This is a genomic window from Microbacterium sp. BE35 (assembly GCF_031457705.1).
Classification (GTDB): Bacteria; Actinomycetota; Actinomycetes; order Actinomycetales; family Microbacteriaceae; genus Microbacterium; species Microbacterium trichothecenolyticum.
Map to the genome: position 1 here is coordinate 58963 of NZ_JAVDXD010000002.1, position 21695 is coordinate 80657.

Annotated in this window: 18 protein-coding genes and 1 pseudogene; 17 read left to right on the forward strand and 2 right to left on the reverse strand. The window is 70.0% G+C overall.

All coding sequences use genetic code 11. The features are described 5' to 3' along the window. The first annotated feature begins 259 nt into the window (after positions 1 to 259). From J2Y46_RS06555 to panB, 4 genes are all read left to right on the forward strand, one after another. The gene (locus tag J2Y46_RS06555; protein WP_310241175.1) at positions 260 to 2614 is read left to right on the forward strand and encodes an arylsulfatase; all 2355 of its coding nucleotides are present in this window, start codon (positions 260 to 262) and stop codon (positions 2612 to 2614) included. A 269-nt stretch (positions 2615 to 2883) separates the two neighbouring features. Continuing rightward, complete coding sequence (locus tag J2Y46_RS06560) at positions 2884 to 3621, forward strand: DUF2520 domain-containing protein (RefSeq protein WP_310241177.1); 738 nt, start codon at positions 2884 to 2886, stop codon at positions 3619 to 3621. Beyond that, positions 3618 to 4484 carry a pantoate--beta-alanine ligase gene (gene panC / locus J2Y46_RS06565; protein ID WP_045301244.1) on the forward strand — a complete coding sequence of 289 codons (867 nt, stop codon included), beginning with the start codon at positions 3618 to 3620 and terminating at the stop codon, positions 4482 to 4484. Before J2Y46_RS06560 ends, panC begins: the two co-directional genes overlap by 4 nt. Further along, positions 4484 to 5344: a 3-methyl-2-oxobutanoate hydroxymethyltransferase gene (gene panB, locus J2Y46_RS06570; protein ID WP_045301246.1), complete on the forward strand. Its 861-nt coding sequence runs from the start codon at positions 4484 to 4486 to the stop codon at positions 5342 to 5344. The genes panC and panB overlap by 1 nt, the downstream gene beginning before the upstream one ends. A 32-nt stretch (positions 5345 to 5376) precedes the next feature. Here the strand turns inward: panB and J2Y46_RS06575 are convergent, their stop codons facing one another. Next, positions 5377 to 6384, reverse strand: coding sequence for a LacI family DNA-binding transcriptional regulator (locus J2Y46_RS06575; RefSeq protein ID WP_211255952.1), 1008 nt, complete (start codon positions 6382 to 6384; stop codon positions 5377 to 5379). 136 nt (positions 6385 to 6520) lie between these two features. Between J2Y46_RS06575 and J2Y46_RS06580 the strand changes: the two genes are divergently transcribed. The 4 genes from J2Y46_RS06580 to J2Y46_RS06595 all read left to right on the forward strand — a co-directional run bounded on the left by J2Y46_RS06580 (position 6521) and on the right by J2Y46_RS06595 (position 10713). Further along, positions 6521 to 7831 (forward strand): extracellular solute-binding protein, encoded by a 1311-nt coding sequence (locus J2Y46_RS06580; RefSeq protein ID WP_310241182.1) that lies wholly within the window; start codon positions 6521 to 6523, stop codon positions 7829 to 7831. A gap of 91 nt (positions 7832 to 7922) precedes the next feature. After that, positions 7923 to 9038 carry a Gfo/Idh/MocA family protein gene (locus J2Y46_RS06585; RefSeq protein ID WP_045301250.1) on the forward strand — a complete coding sequence of 372 codons (1116 nt, stop codon included), beginning with the start codon at positions 7923 to 7925 and terminating at the stop codon, positions 9036 to 9038. Next, a complete protein-coding gene (locus J2Y46_RS06590; protein ID WP_310241184.1) occupies positions 9035 to 9949 on the forward strand; it encodes a PmoA family protein in 915 nt (304 codons plus the stop codon). The genes J2Y46_RS06585 and J2Y46_RS06590 overlap by 4 nt, the downstream gene beginning before the upstream one ends. A 23-nt stretch (positions 9950 to 9972) precedes the next feature. Continuing rightward, the gene (locus tag J2Y46_RS06595) at positions 9973 to 10713 is read left to right on the forward strand and encodes a cupin domain-containing protein (RefSeq protein ID WP_045301255.1); all 741 of its coding nucleotides are present in this window, start codon (positions 9973 to 9975) and stop codon (positions 10711 to 10713) included. A 16-nt stretch (positions 10714 to 10729) separates the two neighbouring features. On the opposite strand, the gene J2Y46_RS06600 is transcribed toward J2Y46_RS06595, so the two are convergent. Then, complete coding sequence (locus J2Y46_RS06600; RefSeq protein WP_045301257.1) at positions 10730 to 11488, reverse strand: GntR family transcriptional regulator; 759 nt, start codon at positions 11486 to 11488, stop codon at positions 10730 to 10732. Between the two features lie 174 nt (positions 11489 to 11662). Between J2Y46_RS06600 and iolC the strand changes: the two genes are divergently transcribed. From iolC to J2Y46_RS06645, 9 genes and pseudogenes are all read left to right on the forward strand, one after another. Continuing rightward, positions 11663 to 12622 carry a 5-dehydro-2-deoxygluconokinase gene (iolC, locus tag J2Y46_RS06605; RefSeq protein ID WP_045301259.1) on the forward strand — a complete coding sequence of 320 codons (960 nt, stop codon included), beginning with the start codon at positions 11663 to 11665 and terminating at the stop codon, positions 12620 to 12622. After that, positions 12619 to 13515, forward strand: coding sequence for a class I fructose-bisphosphate aldolase (locus J2Y46_RS06610; RefSeq protein ID WP_045301261.1), 897 nt, complete (start codon positions 12619 to 12621; stop codon positions 13513 to 13515). Before iolC ends, J2Y46_RS06610 begins: the two co-directional genes overlap by 4 nt. 19 nt (positions 13516 to 13534) lie before the next feature. Next, complete coding sequence (locus tag J2Y46_RS06615; protein WP_310241188.1) at positions 13535 to 15103, forward strand: CoA-acylating methylmalonate-semialdehyde dehydrogenase; 1569 nt, start codon at positions 13535 to 13537, stop codon at positions 15101 to 15103. Between the two features lie 81 nt (positions 15104 to 15184). Further along, the gene (iolB, locus tag J2Y46_RS06620) at positions 15185 to 16099 is read left to right on the forward strand and encodes a 5-deoxy-glucuronate isomerase (RefSeq protein ID WP_045301265.1); all 915 of its coding nucleotides are present in this window, start codon (positions 15185 to 15187) and stop codon (positions 16097 to 16099) included. Then, complete coding sequence (iolD, locus tag J2Y46_RS06625; RefSeq protein ID WP_310241191.1) at positions 16099 to 18012, forward strand: 3D-(3,5/4)-trihydroxycyclohexane-1,2-dione acylhydrolase (decyclizing); 1914 nt, start codon at positions 16099 to 16101, stop codon at positions 18010 to 18012. Before iolB ends, iolD begins: the two co-directional genes overlap by 1 nt. A 43-nt stretch (positions 18013 to 18055) precedes the next feature. Next, complete coding sequence (locus J2Y46_RS06630) at positions 18056 to 19006, forward strand: sugar phosphate isomerase/epimerase (RefSeq protein ID WP_045301269.1); 951 nt, start codon at positions 18056 to 18058, stop codon at positions 19004 to 19006. A gap of 21 nt (positions 19007 to 19027) precedes the next feature. Next, complete coding sequence (locus tag J2Y46_RS06635) at positions 19028 to 20041, forward strand: Gfo/Idh/MocA family oxidoreductase (protein ID WP_310241192.1); 1014 nt, start codon at positions 19028 to 19030, stop codon at positions 20039 to 20041. Positions 20042 to 20067: 26 nt separating this feature from the next. Beyond that, a complete protein-coding gene (locus J2Y46_RS06640) occupies positions 20068 to 20934 on the forward strand; it encodes a sugar phosphate isomerase/epimerase (protein WP_045301273.1) in 867 nt (288 codons plus the stop codon). Positions 20935 to 21026: 92 nt separating this feature from the next. Further along, positions 21027 to 21614: pseudogene (locus J2Y46_RS06645) on the forward strand (sugar phosphate isomerase/epimerase family protein); the annotation flags it as partial. Positions 21615 to 21695 lie beyond the last annotated feature (81 nt).

Below are 21695 nucleotides of genomic sequence, written 5' to 3' on the forward strand. Positions count from 1 at the left end.
ACCGACCAGTATGCGCCCTCGAGGGGCCCTTGCCGCAAGGCCCCCACCCCCGGATATCCTGGTAGTGGCAGGAAGGTCGCGCCTCTGCGTGCGCAGACCCCGCCCGTTCCCCGGCCACCCGCACCGCGTCACCCACTGTTCACCTCGCGGCGCGGTCTCACGCGATCCGAATGATGCGGCGCGTGCATCCCCGTCGATACTGTGACATCACCGGGGGGTGGCGCTCTCGCCCGCCCACTTCCGGGGACAGGAGACACGCATGACCGCTGATGACCGCCACTCCGTCGTGGGGACACCGCTCCCGCCCGCGCGAACGCTGCCGTTCCCGCCGAAGCCTTCAGGCAGCTACGCGGGGCGCACGCTCGCCGAATCGACCTACTCGCCGCTGCCGCCCGAGCGGCACCTGAACGACGACGCTCCCAACGTGCTCGTCATCCTCATCGACGACGCCGGGCCCGCGTTGCCGGCACCGCTGGGTGGCAGGGTGAACACCCCCACGCTCGAGCGGATCCGCGAAGGCGGCATCGGCTACAACCGCTTCCACACCACCGCCATGTGCTCGCCGACCCGTGCCGCGCTGCTCACGGGGCGCAACCACCACCGCGTCGGGGCCGGCCAGATCGCCGAGCTCGCAGCCGACTGGGACGGCTACTCCGGTCACATCCCGAAGAGCAGCGGGACCATGGCCGAGGTGCTGCGCAACTACGGCTATTCCACGGCGGCGTGGGGCAAGTGGCACAACACCCCCGCCGAGGAGACGACCAAGGCCGGCCCGTTCGAGAACTGGCCCACCGGCAACGGCTTCGAGTACTTCTACGGCTTCCTCGCCGGCGAGGCATCGCAGTACGAGCCCAACCTGGTGCGCAACACCACGTCGGTGCTCCCCCCGAAGTCGCCCGAGGAGGGCTACCACCTCAGCGAGGACATCGCCGACGACGCGATCTCGTGGCTCCGCGACCACAAGGCGCTCTCGCCCGACAAGCCGTTCTTCATGTACTGGGCCACCGGCGCCATCCATGGCCCGCACCACGTCCACAAGGAGTGGGCCGACAAGTACAAGGGCGTGTTCGATGACGGGTGGGATGCCTACCGCGAGGAAGCCCTCGCCGGCGCGAAGGCCGCGGGGTGGGTCCCGCAGGACGCCGCGCTGACGCCGCGCCCCGAGTCGCTGCAGGGCTGGGACGACATCCCCGACCACCAGAAGCCGTTCCAGGCGCGCCTCATGGAGGTGTGCGCCGGGTTCGGCGAGCACGCCGACGTGCAGGCGGGCCGCCTCGTCGACGAGCTCGAGCGCCTCGGGTACATCGAGAACACGATCGTCGTCTACATCTGGGGCGACAACGGCTCGTCGGGGGAGGGGCAGAACGGAACGATCAGCGAGCTGCTCGCGCAGAACATGATCCCGACGACGATCGACCAGCACATCGCTGCTCTCGAGGAGCTCGGAGGCCTCGACGCGCTCGGAACGCCGGCGACCGACAACCAGTATCACGCGGCGTGGGCGTGGGCCGGGTCGTCGCCGTACCAGGGCATGAAGCTGATGGCCTCGCACCTGGGCGGCACCCGCAATCCGATGTTCCTCCAGTGGCCGGCGCGCATCGCACACGACCCCGTACCGCGCACGCAGTTCCACCACGTGATCGACCTGGCTCCCACGATCTACGAGATCCTGGGGATCTCCCATCCCGACACCGTCAACGGCATCCCGCAGGACCCGATCGACGGCACGAGCTTCGCCTACTCGATCGACGACAAGACGGCAGACGGTCGCCACCGCGTGCAGTACTTCGAGATCATGGCCAGCCGGTCGATCTACGAGGACGGGTGGCTCGCATCGACGACCGGTCCGCGCCTGCCCTGGGTGCCCGGCATGCCTGCGGGCATCCAGACCTGGACGCCCGACGACGACCGGTGGGAGCTGTACAACCTCGACGAGGACTGGAGCCAGTCGCAGGACCTCGCCGGCCAGCATCCCGAGAAGCTCGCCGCATTGCGGGAGCTGTTCGCCATCGAGGCGGCCAAGAACAAGGTGCTCCCCATCGGCGGTGGACTGTGGATCGCACCGCTGCACCCCGAACTGCGCATCGCCCCGCCCTACACCGAGTGGGACTTCACGGGCGACACGTTCCGGGTGCCCGAGTTCTGCGCCCCCGCCCTCGGCAACAAGCCGAACGTCGTCACCATCGAGGTGACGGCCGGCGACCGGGCCAACGGCGTTCTCTACAAGCTCGGCGGCGCGGGCGGCGGCCTCACGGCGTACGTGATCGACGGCGTCCTGACGTACGAGTACAACCTCTTCCTCGTGCAGCGGACGACGATCGCGGCGGCCGAGCCGCTCGCCGCCGGCGACCACACGATCGAGATCGAGACGTCGTATGTCGTGCCGAAGCCCGGCGGGCCGCTCGGCGTCGTGCTGCGGGTCGACGGCACGGAGGTCGCCTCGGGCACGGTGCCGGTCAGCGCGCCGCTGCTGTTCTCGGCCAATGACTGCCTCGACGTCGGCCGCGCCTACGGCGGCGCGGTGTCGCGGGCGTACGCCGACAGGATGCCGTTCGCCTTCGACGGCGAGATCGGCCGCGTCCACGTCGCCTACAAGGTGCCTGCGCAGGCGTAGCGAGCGACCCGAGCGGCCCCGGACCCGCCGTGGTCTCGGGGCCGCTCTGTCGTGGCGAGACGGATGCCGCCGGGCCACTGCGGCGGGCCGGTTCGCGCTGTCCGAATCGGCATTCGCGCCCGTCGGGAGCAGCAGCGTCCGCCGGATTCGACCGCGCGAGCGCGGCGTGACAGGACGCGCGGTCGCCGCCCCGCGTTGCGCCGGGTATTTTTGAACCTGGTTCAGCCGTCCTGGACCGGATCCATGCGCCGTGACGGGAGACGACGACGATGCCGGACTCGCACCCCGTGCACGCGCTTGCCCGCGTCACGATCGTCGGCGACGGCCGGGTCGGTCGTGCGATCGCGTCGGCCCTCCGGGACCTGGGAGTCGATGTGCGGGGCCCGCTCGGCCGCGGTGCGACCGCCGACGACGCCGACCTCGTGCTGCTGGCCGTGCCCGATGCCGAGATCGCCGCCGCGGCGGCGCTCGTCGCACCGGGCCGCCTGGTCGGGCACTTCTCGGGCGCGACGACGCTCGAGCCGCTCGCGCCGCACGAGGCGCTCAGCATCCATCCCCTCACCACCGTCACCGGCGACACCTCGTTCGCGGGCGTCCCCGCGGCCCTCGCCGGCTCGACCTCGCAGGCCCTCGCCACCGCTCATGCGCTCGCCGACGCGCTCGGCATGGCACCGTTCGACGTGGCCGATGACGACCGCCCCGCATACCACGCGGCGGCGTCCATCGCGTCGAACTTCCTCGTGACGCTCGAGTCCTTCGCCGAGGACCTCGCCGCCACCGCGGGGGTCCCGCGGGAGGCGCTCGCCCCGCTCGTGCGCGCGACCGTCGTGAACTGGGAGGCCCACGGCGCCGCCGCCCTCACCGGTCCGATCGCCCGCGGCGATGAGGGGACCATCGCCCGTCAGCGCGCCGCGGTGGCCGACCGGCTTCCGGAGCGCGTCGACCTCTTCGACGCACTGGTCGCGGCGACGCGCGACCTCCGCACGCGACGGGAGGTGGGATCGTGATCGTCGTCCGCACCGTCTCCGACCTCCGCGCAGCTCTGCGTGGGCGTCGTGGAGGCAGCATCGGCCTCGTGCCCACCATGGGCGCCCTGCACGAGGGTCACGCGACCCTGCTGCGTGCCGCCCGCAGCGCCGACGACACCGTCGTCATGACGATCTTCGTGAACCCCGCGCAGTTCAACGAGCAGTCCGACCTCGCGGCCTATCCCCGCACCGAGGACGCCGACCTCGCTCTCGCCGAAGCCGAGGGGGTCGACGTCGTGTTCGCCCCCGATGCGTCCGAGGTGTACCCGGACGGCTTCGCGACCACGGTGAGCGTGTCGGGGCCGATCGCCGAGACCCTCGAGGGCGCGGAGCGCGGCCGCGCGCACTTCGACGGCGTCGCCACCGTCGTGACGAAGCTGCTGCTGGCCGCGCTCCCCGACCACGCGTACTTCGGCGCGAAGGATGCCCAGCAGGTCGCCGTCATCCGCCGCTTCGTCGCCGATCTCGGCATCCCGGTGACCCTCGTCGTCTGCCCCACGTCGCGCGACGCCGACGGCCTGGCCCGCTCCAGCCGCAACACCCGCCTCTCGCCCGACGAGCGCGCGCGGGCCCTCGCGATCCCCAGAGCGCTCACGGCGGTGACGGATGCTGCGGCCGCCGGTGTCCGTCGGTCCGACGCGCTGCGCGAGCGCGCGCTGGATGTCCTCGCCGAGGCCCTCATCCAGCTCGAGTACGTCGCGTTCGTCGATCCGGAGACCTTCGCCCCGGTCTCATCCGTGGATCGCCCGACGCTCGTCGCGATCGCCGCGCGCGTCGGCGCGACGCGCCTGATCGACAACGCGGTGATCCCGCCCGTTCCCCCCACCACCGGAGGTGCCTGATGCGCGCACAGGTGACACTGCAGCGGCTCGCCGAGATGAAGGCCCGCCGTGAGCCGATCGTCATGGTCACGGCCTACGACTACCCGAGCGCGAGGACGGCCGAGCAGGCCGAGGTCGACATGGTGCTCGTCGGCGACTCGGGCGCGCAGGTCGTGCTCGGGCACGACTCCACGGTCGCGGTCACGGTGGACGAGATGCTCGTGCTCGCCGGAGCCGTGCGCCGAGGAGTGCAGTCGGCGTTCGTCGTGGCAGATCTGCCGTTCGGTTCGACCGAGGTGTCGGACGAGCAGGCGGTCGCGACCGCGATCCGCTTCGTCAAGGAGGCCGGCGCCGACGCCGTCAAGCTCGAGGGCGGAGGCGAGGCTCGGCTCAGCCGCATCCGCGCGATCGCCGAGGCCGGCATCCCCGTCGTCGCGCACGTGGGCCTCACCCCGCAGACCGCCGTGGCGCTGGGAGGCCTGCGCGCCCAGGGCCGCACCGCCGAGTCCGCCGCGCGCCTGGTGCGCGAGGCCCTCGCCGTGCAGGACGCCGGTGCGAGCGTGCTCGTCATCGAGGCGGTGCCGGCCGACGTCGCCGCCGTCGTGCTGCCCGCGCTCGAGATCCCCGTCATCGGCATCGGCGCGGGACCCGCCGACGGCCAGGTGCTCGTGCTGCACGACCTGCTGGGCATCACCGAGGGCAAGACCGCGGCCTTCGTCAAGCGCTACGGCGCCATCGGCCCCGACATGGTCGCCGGCGTCGCGGCGTATGCGCGCGAGGTGCGCGGCGGCGTCTTCCCCGGGCCCGAGCACGGGTACTCCGCCACCGACGACGCGATCGCCGCGGCGCGCGCCGAGCTCGAATCCCGCAGCGCGGGCTGAACGGATGCCGCGGGCCGCGGCATCCGTCCGGGTCAGTCGGGTGCGGGCCCGGTGGACTCGCGCCAGATGACGCGATGGATCTGCTGGGCCTCGGTCGGCGCGCGCTCGCCGCGGAGGGCCGCGATGAGCCGGGTCATCGCGCGTGAGCCCAGCCCCTCGAGGTCGACCTCCACGCTCGTCAGCGCGGGACTCATCAGGCGACCGAGCTGCTGGTCGTCCCATCCGGTGACGCTGAGGTCGTCCGGCACGCGCCACCCGCGATCCATCGCCGCGCGGATCGCACCGGCGGCGACGAGGTCGTTCGCCGCCATCACGGCGGTCGCCCGGTCGCGTTCGGGAAGTCCGCGGACCGCGGCCATTCCCGATTCGGCCGACCAATCGCCCTCGATCACGCCGGTCGACTCGAGCCCGAGCGCTGCGATCGCCTCCAGATAGGTGTCGCGCCGGGCGCGCGCCGAGGCGAACTGGAGGTCGCCGGTGATGTGGAGGAACCGGCGGTGGCCGCGTTCGGCCAGGCCGCGGATCAGATCGACGAGGGCTGAGGCATCCGCCAGCTCGCCGATGCCGCGCATCTCGTCGTCGAAGTCGGCCGATGCGACGATCGGCGTCCCGCTGGAGGCCTGCAGTTCAAGCGAGGCGAGCACGGGGGCGAACGAGACGATGCCGTCGACCTGACCGGAATCGGCCAGCTCGGCCACGCGCTCCGTCCGCTCCCCGGCGCCCCCCTCGAGGGCCAGCACCTCGACCGCGTAGCCGGCGGCGTGCGCGGCCGCGCTCGCTCCGGCGAGCATGCGCGCCGGACTGTAGGCGAGGGTCGGCACGACCACGGCGAGCCGGCCGGTGCGGCGCGTGCGCATCGAGCGGGCGACGAGGTTCGGCCGGTAGTTCAACTGGTCGACGGCGGCCTGCACGCGCGCTTTGGTGGCGGGCTTCAGTCCATCGGGAGCGCGGAAGAAGCGCGAGACGGTCTGGTGCGAGACATCGGCGAGGCGGGCGACCTCCATGATCGTCGGCCGGCGGTGCGGTGCGGTGTCGGTCACGAGCGCCTCCTTCGACCTCTATGTTGACACAGATTGTGAACCTTCACTATTCTCACTTCTCAACCGAGTGATCGATCACTAAGTGAAGGTTCACCCGCAGCCTCCCTCACGCGACCAGCGTTTCGAAAGGACAAAGATGTTCACACGCACAAAGGCGAGCGCCGTCGGCGCCGCGGCGATCGTCGCCTTCGCCGCAGCACTGGCCGGCTGTGCCGGCTCCGCCCCCGGCGACGCGGCGGCCACCTACGATCCGGACGAGGAGGTGACCCTTGACTTCGCGTTCTGGGGGAACGACGTTCGGGCCGAGATGTACAACGAGGCCATCGCCGCGTTCAACGAGGAGTACCCGAACATCACGGTGAACTCCACCTTCCTCTCCTGGGACGAGTACTGGGAGAAGCGCCAGACCGAGGCCGCCGGCAAGAACCTCCCTGACGTGTTCCAGATGGACATGACCTACGTCCGCCAGTACTCCGACAACGGCCTGCTGCTGGATCTCACGCCCTACCTCGACGACATCATCGCCACCGACGGCTTCGACGAGAGCGTGCTCGACATCGCCACGATCAACGACACGATCGCGGGCATGCCGGTCTCGACGAACGCGATCGGGATGTTCGAGAACGTGGTTCTGACCGAGGAGGTCGGCGTCGAGCCGTTCGAGGGCGGCGACTGGGAGGCGTACGACGAGTGGCTGCACGAGGCCCGGGATGCCGCCGAGACCGCCGGCCTCGAGGTCTGGGGCGGTGCGGACCCGACCGGCTTCATCCAGCCGTTCGAGCTCGTCCTTCGGTCCGAGGGCAAGTCGGTCTTCACCGAGGAGGGGGAGGTCGGCTTCACCAAGGAGGACCTCGCCGACTTCTGGAGCCGTGGCGGCGAGTTGCGGGAAGACGCCGTCGTCACCCCGCAGCAGCGGATCCAGGAGGTCTCGCCCAAGGGCGCCTTCGACTCCGCCCAGGCGCTCACCGAGATCGTGTGGGACAACTTCGGCGCGCCCTACAAGGCGAACCTCGGCGACGCGTATCCCGACCTGAACCTCGTCGCGCCTCCGGTCACCGAAGAGGGCGCCAAGGACCTGTACAAGAAGGCCGGCATGCTGATCTCCGCTGCGGCGAGCACGGACCACCCCGAGGCTGCCGCCCTGTTCACCGACTTCCTGGTGAACAGCCCCGAGGTCGGCGCCATCTTCGGGACGAACCGTGGGATGCCGGCATCCCAGACCCAGCTCGAGGGCGTGGAGCTCGACGAGACCGCCCAGCAGATCATCGACTACGAGGAGTCGATCGCCGACCGCATCGGCGACGCCCCGCCGGTTCCGATCGTGGGCTACGGCTCGGTCGAAGCGAAGTTCAAGGCCCTCGGCCAGGAGCTCGGCTTCGGCACGATCACGGTGGACGAGGCGGTCGATCAGCTCTTCGCCGAGATCGACGTCATCGTCAATCAGTAGCGCACATGTCGTCGGGCGCGGTCCGAGATGTCCCGCGCCGCGCCCGCCGACACGCACCACCCCACCTACCCCCGAGAAGGAACCACAGGTCATGTCCTCACCCCGCCCACCCTTCCGCGTCGGCATCATCGGCACGGGCGGTATCGCCCACGCTCACGCCGACGCCCTGAACGCACTCTCACCGCGCGTCGAGATCGCCGGCGTGGTCGACCTCGACCGTGCGCGCGCCGAGGCGTTCGCCGATCGGTTCGGAGTCGACCGGGTCTTCGCCGACGCGGGCGACCTCTTCGCGAACGAGGAGCTCGATCTCGTGCACGTGTGCACGCCGCCGCAGACGCACGCGTCACTCGCGATCCAGGCGATGCGTGCGGGTGTCCCGTCGCTCGTCGAGAAGCCCACCGCGCTCACGCTCGGGGAGGTCGACGAGCTCGAGGCGGTGCATGCCGAGACCGGGGTGCCGGTGCTCACCGTGTTCCAGCACCGGTTCGGTGCCGCCGCTCGCCATCTCGGCGCCCTCGTCGACGGTGGCGAGCTCGGCCGGCCCCTCGTGGCCACGTGCGAGACGCTGTGGTACCGCGCGGACGAGTACTTCGACGTGCCGTGGCGCGGGCGGTGGGATGTCGAGGGCGGCGGTCCGACCATGGGCCACGGCATCCATCAATTCGATCTGCTGTTCGCGATCTTCGGCCGCTGGTCGCAGGTGAGCGCCTTCGCGGCACGGCAGCTGCGCCCGACCGACACCGAGGACGTGTCGATGGCACTGGTGCGCTTCGAGAACGACGCTCTTGCGACCGTCGTCAATTCGCTGGTCTCGCCGCATGAGACGTCGCGGCTGCGGTTCGACTTCGAGTTCGCGTCCGTCGAGGTGCGCCACCTGTACGGGTACACCAGCGAGGACTGGACCTTCACGCCGGCCCCGGGGCATGAGCACCTCGCGACCCGCTGGGCGGAGGGCCTGGACTCCGGCGGGATCAGCGGTCACCGCGATCAGATCGCCGCGATCCTCGACGCCTTCGAGGCGGGCGAGGCTCCGGGGGTCGGCCTCGCCGAGGCGCGGCGCACGCTCGAGTTCGCCGCGGCCACCTACGCGTCGGCATTCCGGGGCGTCGCGATCGCTGCCGGAGAGCTCTCCGGCGCAGACCCCTTCGTCCGATCGATGAGCGGCGGGATCGTGCCCTGGGCGCCCGTGAAGGAGGTGCTCGCATGAGCGCTCTGCGCATCACGCACGCCGTCGGCTCGTCCGTCACGGTCCGCGACGGCGATGTCGACCTGTTCACCTACGTCTACCAGCCCGACACGGTGGCGCTCGAGTCCCCGAAGCCGTACGTGCATCCGATCCGCACTCGCCGCGGCGATGTCGTGAGCCTGTTCCGCCCGCATGACCACGTGTGGCACAAGGGCATCGCCTGGGCGCTGCCGGTCGTGGGCGACGAGAACTTCTGGGGCGGACCGACGTACGTCCACGGGCAGTTCTACGTGCAGCTGCCGAACAACGGTGTGCAGCAGCACGAGGGGGAACTCGAGCTCGAGGCGGGCGACCGCGCAACGATCGCGCACGACCTGCGGTGGATCACCGAGGCCGGTGGCGTACTGTTCGCCGAGCAGCGCACGCTCACCGCCCTGATCGTGTCGGACGATGCCTGGGCGCTCACCTTCGACACGCGGCTGCGCAACGTGTCGGGCGCGCCGATCGCGATCGGATCTCCGACCACGCGTGGGCGAGAGAACGCCGGTTACGGCGGGCTGTTCTGGCGCGGACCCCGCTCGTTCACCGACGGGACCCTCGTGGCGCCCGGGATGTCCGGCTCGGGGGACGACGTCCGCGGTGCGCGTTTCGAGTGGATGGGCTTCGTCGGCCGCCACGACGACGTCGACGCCACGTCTCTCGTGCTCATGCTCGATGACAGTGCCAACCCGCATCATCCGCCGCAGTGGTTCGCGCGCTCCGAGGAGTTCGCGGCGCTGAACCCGGCGCCCTTCTTCAGCGAGGAGGTCGTCGTCGCTCCCGCCGAGACGGTACGGTTCCGGTACGCCGTCGGCATCGCCGATGGGGGAGCGGATGCTGCGGAGCCGCTCGCAGACGTGCTCCGAGGCATCCTCCAGCCGGTCCTCGTCTGAGTCGACAGGGAGAGGAGCTTCTCGTGACAGCCACTGCGCCCACGTTCCCCGGCGCCACCTCCGTGACCCTGCTCGACGTCTACGACGACCTCGCACCCGACGGGCTGCGCGGCGGCAGCCCCCACATGCATCTCGCTTCGACCGAGTGCTACGTGGTGATCGGCGGCCACGGCGAGCTGCACACGCTCGATCCCGGCGGACTGCGCGAGACCGAACTGAGCAAGGGCTCGGTGGTGTGGTTCACTCCCGGCACGATCCACCGTGCGGTGAACCACGGTGGCCTCGAGGTGCTCGTGGTCATGGGCAACGCGGGGCTCCCGGAGGCGGGTGACGCCGTGATGACCTTCCCGGCCGACATCGTCGCCGACGCCGAGCGGTATGCCGCAGCCGCGGCGCTCCCGGCTGAGCCGCTGGAGGCACGTGCCGAGGCGGCGGCGCGACGGCGCGATCTCGCGGTCGAGGGTTTCCTCGTCCTCCGCGACGCCGCGCAGGTCGGCGACCTCCGGCCCCTGCAGGCGTTCCACGCCGCCGCCGCCCGGCTGGTGCAGGGACGGGCCGCGGACTGGACCGGCATCGTCGAGCGCGGTCCTGCCGCGCAAGCCGTGCACAGCCTCGACGTCACCCGTGCGCTCGCCGCCGGCGATGCGGGGCACCTCTCGGCGGCTGCGGTCTCGCAGGCGCCGTCGCTCGGGGGTGAACGGGGATTCGGGATGTGCGGCCGGCTGCGCGCCTACGACGTGAGCGGCGACCTGGTGCCCCGCTGACCCCGTCGCCTGCTGCCTACTTCGCCACGAGGGTCGTCTGAAAGCTGTACATGTCGGGGCGATAGCAGTGGTGGCCGAACTCGACAGCGCGGCCGGACGCGTCGAACGCGACGCGCTCCATCGTGAGGACCGGGCCGCCCTTGTCGATGTCGAGCAGTCCCGGCTCGTCGCCATGGGCGCGGCGGGCGCCGATCTTCTGGTTGGCGACGCGGATGGTGACGCCCCGCGCGCGCATGATCTCGTAGAGACCCTTCTGCTGCAGCTGCTCGGTGGTGATGTCGGCGAACTCGATGGGGAGATAGTTCGTGAGCACGGCGACCGGCACTCCGTCGGTGGAGCGCTGCCGGCGGAGGTAGACGATGTCGGAGCCGACTGGAACCCGCAGCGCTTCGGCGGTGGCGGGATCGGCCGGCCGGGTGTCGTGCTCGAGCACGAGGGTGCCCGGCTCGTGCTGTGAGCTCTTGAGATCCTCGTAGAGGCTCGTGAGCTCGACCTGGCGGGTCACCTGTCCCTGCACGACCTGCGTGCCGATGCCGCGGCGGCGCACGAGGAGCCCCTTGTCGACGAGCTCCTCCATCGCGCGGCGGATCGTGGGCCGTGAAAGGCCTGCCCGCTGACCGATCGCGATCTCGTTCTCGAGCCGTGCGCCGGGGGGAATCTCACCGGATCGGATCGCCTGCTCGATGGCGGTGGACACCTGGAAATACAGCGGCACGGGGCCGGTGCGGTCCAATCCTGCGAGCAGATCGTCGATCCTGACCACGTCGTCTGCCATCAATCGCTCCAAGTCCCGACAGCATAATGTCCCGACAATGGTACATCGATCGAACTTTGTCAGCCGACGACACGCTTGGCGAGTGTTGCACAGACCCGAGCTTGTGCTATTGTCAGGACAAATGATCCACCGATGCGCAGCCCACGAGACGCGCAGAGAGTTGTACAGCGGAGTATGACCGAGAACACTTCTCCCCTCGATGTCCTGGCTTTCGGGCGTCTAGGCGTCGACATCTATCCGCTCCAGTCCGGAGTCGGGCTCGAAGAGGTGCAGACGTTCGGCAAGTTCCTCGGCGGTAGCGCAGCGAACGTCAGCGTCGCCGCCGCGCGGCACGGCCGCCGCGTCGCGCTGATCGCCGGCGTCGGCGACGACCCGTTCGGTCGCTACCTGCTCGCGGAGCTGGAGCGCCTGGGCGTAGACAACCGTTATGTGGGCGTGAACCCGACGCTGAAGACTCCCGTGACGTTCTGCGAGATCTTTCCGCCCGACGACTTCCCGCTGTACTTCTACCGCGAGCCGAAGGCGCCCGATCTCGACGTGGCGCCCGGCGACCTCGACCTGGCGGCCGTACGTTCGGCGCGCATCTTCTGGTTCACGGCGACCGGTCTCAGCCAGGAGCCCAGCCGGGCGGCCCATCACGCCGCGCTGCAGGCCCGCGCGGCGGGTCACACGATCTTCGATCTCGATTACCGTCCGATGTTCTGGGCGGACCCGGCCGAGGCGGGTGTTCAGGTGGCGCGCGCGCTCGAACACGCCACGGTCGCCGTCGGCAATCGCGAGGAGTGCGAGGTCGCCGTGGGCGAGACCGAGCCCTATCGCGCCGCAGACGCGCTCCTCGAACGCGGTGTCGAGCTCGCGATCGTGAAGCAGGGGCCGAAGGGCGTGCTCGCCAAAACCCGTGACGAGTCGGTCGTCGTGCCGCCGTACTGGGTCGACGTGGTGAACGGACTCGGCGCGGGTGACGCCTTCGGCGGCGCCCTGTGCCACGGGCTCCTCGCCGGGTGGGACCTCGAGCGCATCCTCCGCTTCGCGAACGTCGCCGGTGCGATCGTCGCGTCGCGCCTGGAGTGCTCGACCGCGATGCCCACCGAAGCCGAGGTTGCCGCGATCCTCGAGACGGGAGTCTCCCGATGACGCAGTTCCTCACCGCGGACGACTTCGCGCGCCTCCGCGACATCCGTGCCACTCAGCCGGCCATCATCGGCGCGGCGCTCGCGGACCGCCGCCGACGCGAGGTGCTCCGCGGCGACGGGCGCCTCTTCATTGTGGCCGCCGACCACCCCGCCCGCGGCGCTCTCGGGGTCGGGACCAACCCGATCGCGATGGCCGACCGGTACGAGCTGCTCGACCGCCTGGCGACGGCCCTCAGCCGTCCGGGGGTCGACGGGGTGCTCGGAACGCCCGACATCATCGACGACCTCGCCGCGCTCGGCCTGCTCGACGACAAGATCATCGTCGGGTCCATGAATCGCGGCGGTCTCCGCGGCGCGTGCTTCGAGATGGACGACCGCATGACCGCCTACGACGTGCCCACCATGCTCGCGTCCGGCATCGACTTCGCGAAGACCCTCGTGCGGGTCGACCTCGACGACCCCGGCACCGTCGCGACCCTGACCGCGATGACCGATGCGGTCACCCAGGCCTCCGCCGCGGGACTGCCGATCATGCTCGAGCCGTTCCTCAGCAACCGCGTCGACGGCCGCATCGTCAACGACCTGTCGACGGATGCCGTCATCCTGTCGATCGCGATCGCCTCCGGTCTCGGCGCCTCGAGCGCCTACACCTGGATGAAGCTGCCCGTCGTCGACGACATGGAACGGGTGATGGCCGCCACCACAATGCCGACGCTGCTGCTCGGCGGCGATGCCGGCGTCGACCCCGACGAGACCTTCGCCGCGTGGGAGGACGCGCTGTCGCTTCCCGGGGTCCGCGGGCTCACCGTGGGTCGCACTCTCCTCTACCCGCCCGACGACGATGTCGCTGCTGCCGTGGACATCGCGGCGGGCCTCGTCCACACCGACCTCTGACACTCACGAAGGAACTGCCATGAGCATCACTGACACCATTTCTGCGCAGACCGGCGTCGACGCCGACGTCCGCGTGATCTCGCACTGGATCGACGGTGCCGCGCGCCCGTCGCAGAGCGGGCGGACCGCCCCTGTCTACAACCCGGCCACCGGCGCCGTGCAGGCCGAGGTCGCCCTCGCCGACCAGACCGAGATCGACGAGGCGATCGCGTCCGCCAAAGCGGGCTACCAGGTGTGGAAGGGGTACTCGATCGCGAGGCGGCAGAGCGTGCTGTTCGCGTTCCGGGAGTTGCTGAACGCCCGGAAGCGGGAGTTGGCGGAGATCATCACCGCGGAGCACGGCAAGGTGCTCTCGGACGCGATGGGGGAGATCCTGCGCGGCCAGGAGGTCGTGGAGCTCGCGACCGGGTTCCCGCACCTGATCAAGGGCGCGTTCAGTGAGAACGCGTCGACCGGGATCGACGTGTACTCGTTGAAGCAGCCGCTGGGGGTGGTCGGGATCATCTCGCCGTTCAACTTCCCGGCGATGGTGCCGATGTGGTTCTTCCCGATCGCGATCGCCGCGGGCAACGCCGTGGTCCTCAAGCCCAGTGAGAAGGACCCGTCCGCGGCACTGTGGCTTGCCGAGCTGTGGAAGGAGGCCGGCCTCCCGGACGGGGTGTTCACGGTGCTGCAGGGCGACAAGCTCGCCGTGGACGGCCTGCTCACCTCCCCGGAGGTGGCCTCGATCAGCTTCGTCGGGTCCACCCCGATCGCGCAGTACATCTACGAGACCGCCAGCAGACACGGCAAGCGGGTGCAGGCGCTCGGCGGCGCGAAGAACCACATGCTCGTCCTTCCCGACGCGGACCTGGACCTGGTCGCCGACCAGGCTGTCAACGCCGGGTACGGTGCCGCCGGGGAACGCTGCATGGCCATCAGTGTGGTCCTCGCCGTCGAACCCGTCGCCGACGACCTGATCGCGAAGATCCAAGACCGCATCGCCAAGCTCCGCATCGGCAACGGTGCCGGGGTGGACGGGGTCGAGCCCGACATGGGCCCGCTGATCACCGGCATCCACCGCGACAAGGTCTCCTCCTATGTCGACATCGCCGAGGCGGACGGCGCGAAGATCGTGGTCGACGGCCGTGGCTTCCAGGTGGCCGGGCTTGAGGACGGGTTCTTCTTCGGCCCCACCCTGATCGACGACATCCCCACCACCAGCCGCGCGTATCAGGAGGAGATCTTCGGACCCGTCCTCTCCATCGTCCGGGTGAGCAGCTACGAGGAGGGACTGGAGCTGATCAACTCCGGCGAGTTCGGCAACGGCACCGCGATCTTCACCAACGACGGCGGCGCCGCCCGCCGGTTCCAGAACGAGGTCGAGGTCGGCATGATCGGCATCAACGTGCCCATCCCCGTCCCCGTCGCCTACCACTCCTTCGGCGGCTGGAAGAAGTCGCTGTTCGGCGACGCCAAGGCGTACGGCGTCCACGGGTTCGACTTCTTCACCCGCGAGAAGGCCATCACCAGCCGCTGGCTCGACCCCGCCACGCGCAGCCTTTCAGAAGCCCGCGGCATCAACCTCGGCTTCCCCCAGAACAACTGACCTCAGACCTGTCGGCCGCGAATCCGGGGGGACTCGCGGCCGCGGCATCCTTCCTCCACAATCGACCTACGAGAGCGCGACATGAGCACTTCGGACCAGCGCTGGTTCCGCCGCCGAGGCGAACTCGCCCGTGACGGGTGGGAGAGCGTCGTGGACGCCACCACCCCTGGGTGGGCCCACACCGGCATCCGCGTGGCGGATCTCACCGACGCCGACCACCTGACCCTCGACGACCGTGGTGTGGAGCGCATCCTCGTTCCGCTGGCGGGTTCGTTCCACGTCGTGCACCGGCACTTTCCCGGCGAGTGGGAGACCCGCCTGCACGGCCGTGCGTCGGTGTTCGACGGACCGACCGACGTGCTGTACCTCCCGGCGGGTTCGACGGCCGAGATCCGCGGCCGTGGCCGCGTCGCGGTCACCGAGGCGCCGACGACCGAGGCGCGCGAGTGGCAGTACATCCCCGCAGCGGACACCCCGATCGAGTTGCGAGGAGCGGGCCGCTCCAGCCGTCAGGTGCACAACTTCGGCACCCCGCAGACGCTCGACGCCGCCCGCCTGATCGTGTGCGAGGTCATCACGCCGGCCGAGAACTGGTCGTCATACCCGCCGCACAAGCACGACGAGCACGTTCCCGGCCACGAGTCGCGTCTCGAGGAGATCTACTACTTCGAGACCGCGCCGATCGTGGGATCGGATGCCGCGGCCGAGACCTCGTTCGGCATGTTCAGCACGTACTCGTCTCCGGCGGGCGAGATCGACATCAACGCGATGGTGCACTCGGGCGACATCGCGCTCGTGCCCTTCGGCTATCACGGTCCGGCCGTGGCCGCGCCCGGGTACGACCTGTACTACCTCAACGTCATGGCCGGCCCCGACCCCGAGCGGGAGTGGCTGATCAGCGACGACCCTGCGCACGCCTGGGTGCGCGACACCTGGACCGGGCAGAGCTTCGACGAGCGCCTGCCGTACACGAACGACAAGGAAGGCGACCGCTGATGGGTGCGACGAGACGGATGACGGTCAGCCAGGCGCTCGTGGAGTTCCTGGCGCACCAGTGGACCGTGGACGGCGACATCCGCGAGCGGACGGTCCCCGGCATGTTCGGCATCTTCGGTCATGGGAACGTGGCCGGGATCGGGCAGGCGCTGAAGCAGTTCAACGTCGAGAATCCCGACCTGATGCCGTACTACCAGGCGCGCAACGAGCAGGCGATGGTGCACCAGGCCGTCGGCTACGCGCGCATGCACCGCCGCCGTGGCACCTACGCGTCGGCCGCGTCGGTCGGCCCCGGCGCCGCGAATATGCTCACCGCCGCGGCCCTCGCCACGACCAATCGCCTGCCGGCGCTGCTGCTGCCGAGCGACACGTTCGCGACGCGCGTCGCCGACCCGGTGCTGCAGCAGCTCGAGCAGCCCTGGGACATCGGCCTCACCGTCAACGACGCGTTCCGCCCGCTGTCGAAGTTCTTCGACCGGGTGCAGCGCCCCGAGCAGCTGTACTCGATCGCGCTGGCCGCGATGCGCGTGCTCACCGACCCCGCCGAGACCGGCGCAGTCACCATCGCGCTCCCCGAAGACGTGCAGGCCGAGGCGCTCGACGTCCCCGTCGAGTTCCTGCAGGACCGCGAGTGGCACATCCGCCGCCCGCTGCCCGAGCGCGGCCCGCTGGCTCGGGCCGTCGCCGCCATCCGCGGCGCGAAGAACCCGGTCATCGTCGCGGGCGGCGGAGTCATCTACTCCGGCGCCGAGGACCAGCTCCGCGCGCTCGTCGAGGCGACCGGCATCCCGGTCGGCACGTCGCAGGCCGGCGGCGGCGCGTTGACCTGGGACCATCCGCAGAACCTGGGCGGCGTCGGTGCGACCGGCACGCTGGCAGCCAACCGCCTCGCGGCCGAAGCCGATGTGATCATCGGCATCGGCACCCGCTACAGCGACTTCACGACGGCCTCGCGGACGGCGTTCCAGAACCCGGACGTGGTGTTCGTCAACATCAACATCTCCTCCTTCGACGCGTACAAGCACGGCTCGCAGCTGCCCGTCGTCGCCGACGCGCGCGAGGCGCTCACGGAGCTCTCGATCGAGCTCGAGGGCTTCGAGATCAGCCGCGAATACACCGAGCGCATCGCCCGTGAGAAGGCCGAATGGGATGCCGCGGTCGACGCCGCGTTCGTCCCCTCCGGTCTCGCGCTCCCGGGTCAGCCGGAGATCATCGGCGCCGTGCAGTCCACCAGCGCCCCGGAGGACGTCATCGTCCAGGCGGCGGGGTCGCTTCCGGGTGACCTCCACAAGCTGTGGCGCGTGCGCGACCCGCTCGGCTATCACGTCGAGTACGCGTTCTCCTGCATGGGCTACGAGATCGCCGGGGGCCTCGGCGCCAAGCGCGGGTTGCTCGCCGACGGCGACGACCGCGACGTCATCGTGATGGTCGGCGACGGCTCGTACCTGATGCTCAACACCGAGCTCGTCACGGCGGTCGCCGAGGGCATCAAGCTGATCGTCGTGCTCATCCAGAACCACGGCTACGCGTCCATCGGGCACCTGTCGGAGACGGTCGGCTCGGAGCGCTTCGGCACCTGGTACCGCGAGTACGACGGCGAGGCACGCAACTTCCAGGGAGAGAAGATCCTCCCCGTCGACCTCGCGATGAACGCGCGCAGCTACGGCCTCGACGTCATCGAGATCGAGCCCGGCGCCTCGGCCATCGACGACCTCAAGGCGGCCGTTGCACAGGCCAAGGCATCCGAGAAGTCCACGTTCATCCACATCAACAGCGACCCGCTCATCTACGCGCCCGACGGCGCCGGCTGGTGGGACGTGCCCGTGCCCGAGGTATCGACCCTCGAATCCACGCAGCAGGCGCGCGAGGACTACCTCGAGCAGCAGGCCAACCAGAAGCCCCTCCTCGGCTGAGCCTGCCGAAGCCTGATCGAACCCCTCTCTCACGGAGACTGACATGACTGACACCATCCCCGCCGACTCCGACGTCGTCGTCCACCAGGGCGCTGGCCTGCGCATCGGCACCGCACCCGACTCGTGGGGCGTCTGGTTCCCGGACGACCCGAAGCAGGTGCCGTGGCAGCGCTTCCTCGACGAGGTCGTCGCCGCCGGCTACACCTGGATCGAGCTGGGCCCGTACGGCTACCTGCCGACTGATCCGCATCAGCTCGAGGACGAGCTCGGCTCGCGCGGCCTCAAGCTCTCGGCCGGCACAGTGTTCACGGGCTTCCACAAGGGCGACGACCAGTGGCAGCGCGCGTGGGACCAGGCTCTCGCCGTCGCCGGTCTCGCGTCGAAGCTCGGTGCCGAGCACCTCGTCGTGATCCCGGACCTGTGGCGCAGCGACGCCACGAGCGAGGTGCTCGAGTCGCGCACCCTGACCGACGAGCAGTGGAAGAAGCTCGCCGCTGGTCACGACCGCCTCGGCAAGGCGCTGCTCGAGGAGTTCGGCGTCAAGCAGCAGTTCCACTCGCACGCCGACAGCCACGTGGGCACCACGCGTGAGGTTGTCCGCTTCCTCGACGAGACCGACGAGCGCTACACGAACCTGTGCCTGGACACCGGCCACTTCGCGTACTACGGCGGCGACAACGTCAAGCTCATCCAGGAGCGCCCCGACCGCATCGGCTACCTGCACCTCAAGCAGGTCGACACGTCACTGCTGTTCGACGTGCTGAAGAACGACGTGCCGTTCGCGGATGCCGTCACCCAGGGCATCATGATCGAGCCGCCGCACGGCGTGCCCGACCTCGCCCCGATCATCGAGGCCGTCGCTGCGATCGACCCCGACATCTTCGCAATCGTCGAGCAGGACATGTACGGCTGCGACGTCGACTACCCGTTCCCCATCGCCAAGCGCACGCGCGAGCACATCTTCAGCTGCACGCACTTCGCCCGCACCCACTGATCGACCCTGGAGACGACAGACATGAGCAACGACCTCCGCATCGGCGTCGTCGGCGCCGGCCTCATGGGCGCCGACCACATCGCCCGTATCACGAACCGCATCGCCGGCGCCGTCGTCTCGGCCGTCGTCGAGCCCGACCAGGGCCGGGCCACCGCTGCCGCTGCGAACGCCCCCGGCGCACAGACGTTCGCCCGCATCGAGGACGCGATCGCGGCCGACGCCGTCGACGCCGTGCTCATCGCCGTCCCGGGGCAGTTCCACGCCCCGGTGCTGGTGCCGGCGCTCAAGGCGCGCCTGCCGATCCTCTGCGAGAAGCCGCTCACGCCCGACTCGACGAGCTCGTGGGAGATCCTCGAGCTCGAGCAGAAGCTCGACAAGCCGCACATCCAGGTCGGCTTCATGCGGCGCTTCGACCCCGAGTACGCGGCGCTGCGCGAGCTCATCACCTCCGGCGACAACGGCCACCTCGTCATGCTCCGCGCCGTGCACCGCAACCCGTCGGTCCCCGACTCGTACACACAGACGATGCTCATCACCGACTCCGTCGTGCACGAGTTCGACGTCGTGCCCTGGCTCGCCGGCTCCACGGTGAAGAGCGTCGAGGTGAAGTACCCGCGCCGCAACTCGCTGAGCCCCGAGCACCTGCGCGAGCCGATCCTCGTGCTCATGGAGCTCGAGAACGGCGTGCTGGTCGACGTCGAGATGAACGTCAGCGTGCAGTTCGGCTACCAGGTCGCCACCGAGGCGGTATTCGAGCGGGGCATCGCCCGCATCGGACAGCCCTCTGGCCTGGAGCAGTGGCGCGACGGCCGCCTCACCATCGCGGACCACGTGAGCTTCACCACGCGCTTCGCGACGGCGTACGACGAGCAGATCCAGCGCTGGGTGAACGCTGTCCGTGGCGGCTCGCTCGTCGACGGCCCCAACGCGTGGGACGGCTACCTCGTCGCCCTCGCGTGCGAGGCCGGTGTCAGGGCGCTCGACGGCGGGATCATCCCGGTCGAGTCGCCGGAACGTCCCGCCTTCTACGCCTGACCCCTCGCCACGCCTCAGGAGACACCATGGTTCGCATCGCGATCGACCCCACGCCGTTCCATCACGACTACGCGCTGCTCGACTTCCCCGACGTGGCCGCGCGTCTGGGCTACGAGTACCTGTCACTCACACCCCACGCCGACTTCGGGCCGTTCTTCCGGTACCCGAAGGCGGATGACGCGCTCGTTGCCGCGCTGAAGAAGCGCGCCGCCGACGCCGGCGTCACGATCCCGTCGCTGCTGCCGGTGCAGCGGATCTCGTGGCCTGAGGAGCAGCTGCGCCTCGCCGCGGTCCGCAACTTCCGCCGCATCATCGAACTCGCGGTGGAACTGGGCGTGCCGGTCATCAACACCGAGTTCTCGGGCCGTCCAGAGCGTGCGGAGGAGTCGGAGGACGCGTTCTACCGGTCGATGGAGGAACTCCTCCCGATCATCGAGCGCGAGGGCATCACGCTGAACATCGACCCGCACCCCGACGACTTCGTCGAGGACGGGCTCGAGGCATGGCGCGTGCTGCGCGGGCTCAACTCGAAGGCCGTCGGCTTCGTGTACGTCGCCTCGCACACGTTCCACATGGGCGACCGCGCGGCCACGCTGCTTCCCGAGCTCGGCGGTCGCCTCGGCACCGTGTACACGGCCGACACGTTCGATCACCGCCGCTCGCACGGACTGCGGTACATCTCGAACCCGCCCGGCAACGAGGCCCGCATCCACCAGCACCTGCGCATCGGCGACGGCGACGTCGACTGGGCGGAACTGTTCGGCACGCTCAAGCAGATCGGCTACCTCGACCGTGACGACGCCCTCATCGTCTCGAACGTGTTCGCCGAGGACGAGGCCGCCGACGAGGTCTCTCGCTTCCAGCTGCAGCGCCTGCGCGAACTCATCGGCTGAACCTCCGACGCGACGAACACCGACGACGCCTTCGCGCCGTCGGTGTTCGTCGTCTCTCCCTGAAAGGACCCTGCCCCGTGCTCAAGCTCTCGATGAACGTCGCGACGACGTTCCACGGCAACATCGTGAACGACATCCGCATCGCGAAGGAGGCCGGGTTCTCCGGCATCGAACTGCAGACTCCGAAGCCCTCTCGTTACCTCGACGCCGGGTTCACGCCCGAGTCGCTGCTGCCGCACCTCGAGGGACTCACGGTCACCGGTGTCGGCGCGGTGCTCGACGCCGAGCGCGACGGATCGGGGCGCGATGACTTCCTGGCCGAGATCGAGCGGCTCTCACACGTCGCCGCCGTGCTCGGCGCCCCGATCGTGCAGGTGTGCACCGGCCCGGTGAGCTGGGACGTCGTAAAGGACTTCCGCGCCGGCCGTCTCGCCGACGACGACCCGCGCTATCGCGGCACTCTCGGCAGCACGGATGCCGAAGCCCTCTCCGCCGTCGCTCGCAACGTGCGCGCCGCGGCCGACATCGCTGCCGACCACGGTGTCGGGCTCTTCCTCGAGCCCCTGGCGTGGTCGAACGTCAACCGGCTGTCGCAGGGTCTGCGGATCATCGAAGAGGCCGGCCGCGACAACGTCACGATGTGCGTCGACTTCTGGCACTTCTGGACGACGGGCGACACCCTCGAGGAGGTCGCCGCGCTGCCGCGGGAGGTCATCGGCATGGTGCACGTGTGTGACGGGCTGGACCTGGCGACGGCGCCC

Excerpts from the sequence above, each read along its gene's own strand:
- J2Y46_RS06555 (WP_310241175.1), top strand. The coding sequence starts at position 260 with ATGACCGCTGATGACCGCCACTCCGTCGTGGGGACACCGCTCCCGCCC.
- J2Y46_RS06560 (WP_310241177.1), top strand. The coding sequence starts at position 2,884 with ATGCCGGACTCGCACCCCGTGCACGCGCTTGCCCGCGTCACGATCGTC.
- panB (WP_045301246.1), top strand. The coding sequence starts at position 4,484 with ATGCGCGCACAGGTGACACTGCAGCGGCTCGCCGAGATGAAGGCCCGC.
- J2Y46_RS06580 (WP_310241182.1), top strand. The coding sequence starts at position 6,521 with ATGTTCACACGCACAAAGGCGAGCGCCGTCGGCGCCGCGGCGATCGTC.
- J2Y46_RS06585 (WP_045301250.1), top strand. The coding sequence starts at position 7,923 with ATGTCCTCACCCCGCCCACCCTTCCGCGTCGGCATCATCGGCACGGGC.
- J2Y46_RS06590 (WP_310241184.1), top strand. The coding sequence starts at position 9,035 with ATGAGCGCTCTGCGCATCACGCACGCCGTCGGCTCGTCCGTCACGGTC.
- J2Y46_RS06600 (WP_045301257.1), bottom strand. The coding sequence starts at position 11,488 with ATGGCAGACGACGTGGTCAGGATCGACGATCTGCTCGCAGGATTGGAC.
- iolC (WP_045301259.1), top strand. The coding sequence starts at position 11,663 with ATGACCGAGAACACTTCTCCCCTCGATGTCCTGGCTTTCGGGCGTCTA.
- J2Y46_RS06610 (WP_045301261.1), top strand. The coding sequence starts at position 12,619 with ATGACGCAGTTCCTCACCGCGGACGACTTCGCGCGCCTCCGCGACATC.
- J2Y46_RS06615 (WP_310241188.1), top strand. The coding sequence starts at position 13,535 with ATGAGCATCACTGACACCATTTCTGCGCAGACCGGCGTCGACGCCGAC.
- iolB (WP_045301265.1), top strand. The coding sequence starts at position 15,185 with ATGAGCACTTCGGACCAGCGCTGGTTCCGCCGCCGAGGCGAACTCGCC.
- iolD (WP_310241191.1), top strand. The coding sequence starts at position 16,099 with ATGGGTGCGACGAGACGGATGACGGTCAGCCAGGCGCTCGTGGAGTTC.
- J2Y46_RS06630 (WP_045301269.1), top strand. The coding sequence starts at position 18,056 with ATGACTGACACCATCCCCGCCGACTCCGACGTCGTCGTCCACCAGGGC.
- J2Y46_RS06635 (WP_310241192.1), top strand. The coding sequence starts at position 19,028 with ATGAGCAACGACCTCCGCATCGGCGTCGTCGGCGCCGGCCTCATGGGC.
- J2Y46_RS06640 (WP_045301273.1), top strand. The coding sequence starts at position 20,068 with ATGGTTCGCATCGCGATCGACCCCACGCCGTTCCATCACGACTACGCG.